Here is a 5917-nt window from a genome sequence, read left to right as displayed (position 1 = left end):
TTCACACTTTTGGTATTGCCGATACTGTTTTTGTGGTTGAAAGAAAAATTTCCTAGTAGAATTTAGTTTAATAATAAGAATAGATATTGAATACATAAGACTTGTGTAGTATACTATAGACATATAAAAAGAGAGATTCCTAAAGCGAAATATAACTTTGCAAAGAAGCTTTCTATATAATATCAGAAGAGAAACTTGCGCCTTTGCTGATTATAAAAGCAAGGGCGCTTTTTTATAGCTATATTGCCCTATAGCTTACAATTTTGCTTGATGCGCTTGGTAGCCCGTAGCCATGCAAGACTGGGCGGGGGAAGAGTGGTCAAAATATATTTTTTAGGAGTATGAGTAAACATGAAGAGCAATTTTTCCAAGGGTTTATTGATGACGGCCCTCATTACTGGTAGTGTAATGTGGGGGGGCACAAACGTATTTGCTGAAGAGCTGCAGGAGTATACGCTGGACCAGATGGTTGTAACGGCGACGAGAACGGAAAAGAAAATTATTGATGTTCCCGCAAGTGTTGAGGTACTTACTGCAAAGGATATTGAGAAATCTGGGGCAACATATATTGATGATGCTTTGAAGAAGGTTACAGGTATTGCCGTATCTAGAACTGGTGGCTTAGCAAACTCTAAATCTGTTGTTACTATGCGTGGTGTAAAATCTGGCAGTGACGTCCTTGTATTAGTTGATGGACAACCGATGGTAAATGCTTATAGCGGTACTGTAAACTGGAATGATATTCCTGTTGAAAGCATTGAAAAAATTGAGGTTGTAAAAGGTCCTGGTTCTGCAATTTATGGCAGTAACGCTATGGCTGGTGTAATTAATATAACGACTAAAGATAGCGAAAAAATGCATGCTAAAACTTCCTTGACTTACGGCACTAACCATACATGGATTAAGAAAGTAAATGTTGGCGATAAGGTTGGTAAGTTTGGTTACGATTTGTACTATCAGGGAACCGATAGCCATACCTACAGCGATATGACATCTGCTAGTGTTAGCAAACGTAAAGAAGCTAATGAACCTGAAGGAGGTACTTTAAATAAATTTCCGTTGAGTCCGACTACTACAGGTGGTAAACAAGCTATAATCGGTAAAAAGGGTAATAAAATTTGGGATGAAGATAATTATAAAGGGAAATTTACTTATAAATTTGATGATTCGAAGACTTTAAGCTTAGGCTATATGAAAACTAAGAATGAATATACTTACGATTACCGCTCTCACGAAAGATGGATTGACAATGGAACTTACAATCTAACTGGTTCTACTGCGAAGAAGAGTGAATACTTTTCTGTTTCAGATAAGAGCTTTGATGCAGCTCCTGGTGGTGTAGATGAAAGAATTTACACCATAGGTTATGCTGATAAAGATGCAGGTTTGCATGTAAATGCAGGTTTGACTGATAACAGAAGTTGGAATGGCGGTGTATATTCTGGCGGTACATCTAAAACTGACTTATCTAAATATAATAGCAAACGTTATACTATGGGTGTGACGAAAGAAGTGCAACTTAGCAATAACGATCATGCTGTTTTTGGTCTTCAATATCAGCATGATAAAATGGATAAGGTAAAACTTAAGAGTAGCGATTTCAAAACTATTAGTCAAGCTGGTGAAGGAAAAACCGATATGTATGGTATTTTCTTCCAAGATGAGCATAAATTTAATGATAAAGTATCGTTGATTGGTGCGCTTAGGTATGACCATTGGACTGTTAAAGATGGTCACGTTTATGATGTTAATGGCATGGATGATAAACCGGATTCTAGAAGTGATTCTGCATTAAGTCCTAAATTGGCATTAAACTATAAGTTTGATGATACTCAAAGTGCATACGTTTCATGGGGAAGAGCTTTTTCTGCTCCTTCTTTGTATGATATGTTTTCTGGTACTGTTAATGGTAAAATTGCTGGTTCAGTTCAAAGTAGCAAAACGGTAGTCATTCCTAATCCTGGTTTGAAACCACAAATTATTACAACAACTGAAGCTGGTTATAAAAAAAGTATTAGTGATAAAACTAGCATACAAATGGCGGTGTTCCATAATAAAATTAAGAACATCAACTATCAAGGCGATACAGGTAGAAAACAGTATTTGGAAGATGATGATCATCTGTTTGATAGCAATGGTAGTATGTATGCGGAAAAGCAACTTACTTCTAATGGAGAAGGTAAGACGATTGGATTTGAAATTGGTTTAACGCATCAATTTGATGATAAGCTTTCTGCTTATGTGAATGCAACTATTCAAAATCCGCAAATTACAAAGGGTGCAAGTGCAAAGGAAAATGATAAGATTGTACGCACGACTCCGAAACGTTTGTTAAATATTGGTGTTGATTATGTTGACAATAAATTTAGCGCTGAATTAGCTGGTAATTACTATAGTAAAAAATACGGTAAAGCAGATAATAGCGATACTATTACCGATGTACCTGGTGCTTATGATCCTGTTTTCCTCATGAGTTTTACGTCTAAATACAACTTTGACAAACATCATGGTCTGGAATTCAGTGTATTCAACCTGTTAGACAGAGAATATTATAACTATTCCTTAGGCCAAGGTCGTAACTTCCTGTTGACTTATTCTTATACTTTCTAATTTAATCAAATAGCTGAGGCGGCGCGCTTGCGCCGCCTTTTAATATACCATTAAAATAAAAGCGGATTTTCAGAAAAATTTCTTAACTATTGTAACCTTCTCTGCTAATATAATAAGCACAAAGACTAGTCAGAAAAATCAGAAGAAAGGCTATAGAAAATAAATGGTAAAAGTAAAGCAAGATTTATTGAATTCCATTAAAGAATTTACTCTTATGGATGATCCTTTTATGACCAAGGTTTTTGAAGATGATATAGAGCGTACACAATTAATATTGCGGATTATCTTAGAAAATGATACAATCAAAGTAAAGAAAGCATCTACACAAAAACGTCTGAAAAATCTTCAGGGACGGGATTTACAGCTTGATATCTTAGCTGAAAAAGCTGATGGCACCAAGTTTAACGTCGAAGTACAGAATGAAAGCAGTGGTGCCATCCCTCAAAGAGCACGCTATCATATGAGCCTGTTGGATGCGAAAAGCTTGCCGAAAGGGGAGTATTTTGACAAAATCCCTGAGAACTATGTTATTTTCATTACGAAGGAAGACGTGCTTAAAGGACAGTTGCCAATTTATCATATTCATAGAACGATAGATGAGAACGGTAGCAGCTTTGCAGATGGCTCGCATATTATCTACGTTAACGCCAAAATTCATAATGACACTCCTTTAGGAATGCTGATGCATGACTTTTGCTGCAAGAATCCTGATGATATGCATTATAAAAAGCTTGCTGAAAAAATTAGATACTTTAAAGAAGAGAAGGAGGGCTTGGATAAAATGGGCGATGTAATGGAAAAGCTTATAGCAAAGCGTGAAAAAGAAGCTATGAGAAAAGCACAAAAGGAAGCACGTATCAGCGTGGCTAAAGAGATGCTGGCCGATAATGAATGCATAGATAAGATTGTTAAGTACTCTAAGCTTTCAGTAAAGGAAGTACGTGCGCTGGCTGCTAAAATGAGCGCCTAGGGATACAAATTAATAAAAACATTGATCACCGCCATGATTGAAGACGAATCTGGCGGTGATTTTTTATTTGCAAAAATTTTTGCAAATATCTTGCCTATAAAGTAGCTATATAGTTTAAAATAAGATATAATATTAACTGGATGAGTTGATATACAGATATTTTTTGCCGATTGTAAAGCTTGTTGCATATGACCATGAAAGACTGGATATGCGAGGGCTTTTCAATAAATATTTTTGATAGGAGTATGAGAAAAATGAAGATGAAAAAAGGCTTATTGATGACGGCCCTCATTACTGGTAGTGTAATGTGGGGGGGTGCAAACGTATTTGCTGAAGAGCTGCAGGAGTACACGCTTGATCAGATGGTAGTTACTGCAACAAGAACAGAAAAAAAGGATTTGGATATTCCGGCTGTTGTTGAGGTTTATTCTGAAGAACAGATTGAAAAAAGCAGTGCTGCCAATGCTTACGATGTATTACAAAATACGTTAGGGGTTAATACACAATCTCAAGGTTTCAATGGTACTGGTATGGGTACAATGACAAGTAAGGTTATGATTCGTGCCGTTGAAAAGGGTACTTTGGTTTTGGTGAATGGTGTTCCTATGAACCAAGATGGCAAATATAACTTGGAAGATATTCCTACAGAGTCTATTGAAAAAATTGAAGTTGTAAAGGGTGGCGGTTCTGTTTTATATGGCAGTGAAGCTACTGGTGGTGTAATTAACATTATTACTAAAAAAACAATGAGCAATACTGTTAAAGTGGCAGCAGGCAATTTTGGCAGACAACGCTATAATGTGAGTGCTGGTGCAGATAAGTTTAATGTCGTTGCTGGATACGAGCATAGAGGGTTTGCTGATAAAATGAGTGGTCCGAGTCCTACTTCGACGTCCAGATCCATGTATGATTATGGTAAAGGTGAAAGAAAAAGCATTTTGTGGGATTGGAAGATGTTGGATGGTTTAACTTTTACTCATAGCTATTCCAATAACAAGCATCAATATTGGCAAAAGAACTATGATACAAAAGTTAGAACGCAAAACAATTATTATGAAGATACCGACAATATGTTTTTGTTACAGTATGATAAAGATGGCTTGAAAGCTAATTTGTCATATGGTACTCAAGAAAAATCCTATGATCAAGCTCGATTCACTAATGGTGTATTAGGAACTACTACACCTTATTCTTCAAGAAAAGGGCATAATACGAACTTTGATATTCAAAAGCAATTCGAATTAGGCGACAATACACTTTTGATTGGCGCAACATATCAAAAAGAGGATATGGATGCCTATGCTTCTAAGGTAACCTATCCTGGCAGCAGGAAAACTTTCAAAGCTAATTCTAATTATCAGAGAGATAACTACTCATTATATGCATCTTATGATTGGCACTTAACAGATAAGTCTAATTTGATTTTTAACGCACGCCAAACTTGGGCATGTGGTTCTGATGGTTCTCAGACAAATCTTGATAAAAATATTACCACAAATGTTTCAGCACAAAATATGAATAAGTTTACTCCTGAGATTCAATATGTATTGAACTTGACCGAGGATAGCAGTTTTTACGCTAAAGCTGGTAAATCTTTCAGATTGCCGAATTTAACGCAGATTTTTGGTACTGGTAATATTAATCCTGGTTTAGACTTAAGACCTGAACAAGGTACACATTATGAGGTTGGTTATAAGGCTAATATAGGTAAAGGTAATTTGCGTTTCGCATTATTCAATTTTAAAATAAAAGACTCTATTGATGCTGACGTAAAATACGATAATGCCGGTACTATCGAAGAAGTAAATTACTTCAACGAAGATGTGAAAAATACTGGCGTAGAATTATCTTACGCAATGAAACACGATGATAACTGGAGTACTCGTTGGGGAGCTACTTACCAGAATCCTAAGGCACAGAATAAACACACTTATGGTGATATGGGTTGGCATCATATCTACAACAATTATCAGTTACAAGGTGCTGTAGATTATGCATTTAGTAAATTTACTGCTAGTATGTCTGTAAATTTTGTGGGTGATAGAGTTTCTACAAGAGCGGCGTTTGATAAACCACAACGTGAACTCAAACCACAGTGCTTTACTGATTTGCATTTCACTTATGCCCCTGAGAAAAATCAAAAGGCATTTCTACACATTAATAATTTGTTTGATAGACTTGACATTACTACAAATAGTACAGCTAACTATTATTCCTTAGGCCGTAACTTCATGGTTGGCTATGAATACAGCTTCTAACATTTAACTCCACGGCGGCGCAAATGCGCCGCCACTTTTATATAGCTTTTTCTGAACTTGCAGATATGCTATAATACGT

Annotated in this window: 3 protein-coding genes; all 3 read left to right on the top strand. The window is 36.2% G+C overall.

Annotation, left to right across the window (positions count from 1 at the left end; translation table 11 throughout):
- The first annotated feature begins 351 nt into the window (after positions 1–351).
- Positions 352–2610 carry a TonB-dependent siderophore receptor gene (locus tag QZ055_RS07760; RefSeq protein ID WP_295825805.1) on the top strand — a complete coding sequence of 753 codons (2259 nt, stop codon included), beginning with the start codon at positions 352–354 and terminating at the stop codon, positions 2608–2610.
- A 163-nt stretch (positions 2611–2773) separates the two neighbouring features.
- Complete coding sequence (locus QZ055_RS07755; protein ID WP_295825804.1) at positions 2774–3580, top strand: PD-(D/E)XK nuclease family transposase; 807 nt, start codon at positions 2774–2776, stop codon at positions 3578–3580.
- A gap of 254 nt (positions 3581–3834) precedes the next feature.
- Positions 3835–5838, top strand: coding sequence for a TonB-dependent receptor (locus QZ055_RS07750; RefSeq protein WP_295825802.1), 2004 nt, complete (start codon positions 3835–3837; stop codon positions 5836–5838).
- Positions 5839–5917 lie beyond the last annotated feature (79 nt).

This window comes from uncultured Veillonella sp., from assembly GCF_905209685.1.
GTDB lineage: Bacteria > Bacillota > Negativicutes > Veillonellales > Veillonellaceae > Veillonella.
Note: the sequence above shows the minus strand (reverse complement) of the source record. Positions and strands in the feature narration are given on the sequence as shown.

Excerpts from the sequence above, each read along its gene's own strand:
- QZ055_RS07760 (WP_295825805.1), top strand. The coding sequence starts at position 352 with ATGAAGAGCAATTTTTCCAAGGGTTTATTGATGACGGCCCTCATTACT.
- QZ055_RS07755 (WP_295825804.1), top strand. The coding sequence starts at position 2,774 with ATGGTAAAAGTAAAGCAAGATTTATTGAATTCCATTAAAGAATTTACT.
- QZ055_RS07750 (WP_295825802.1), top strand. The coding sequence starts at position 3,835 with ATGAAGATGAAAAAAGGCTTATTGATGACGGCCCTCATTACTGGTAGT.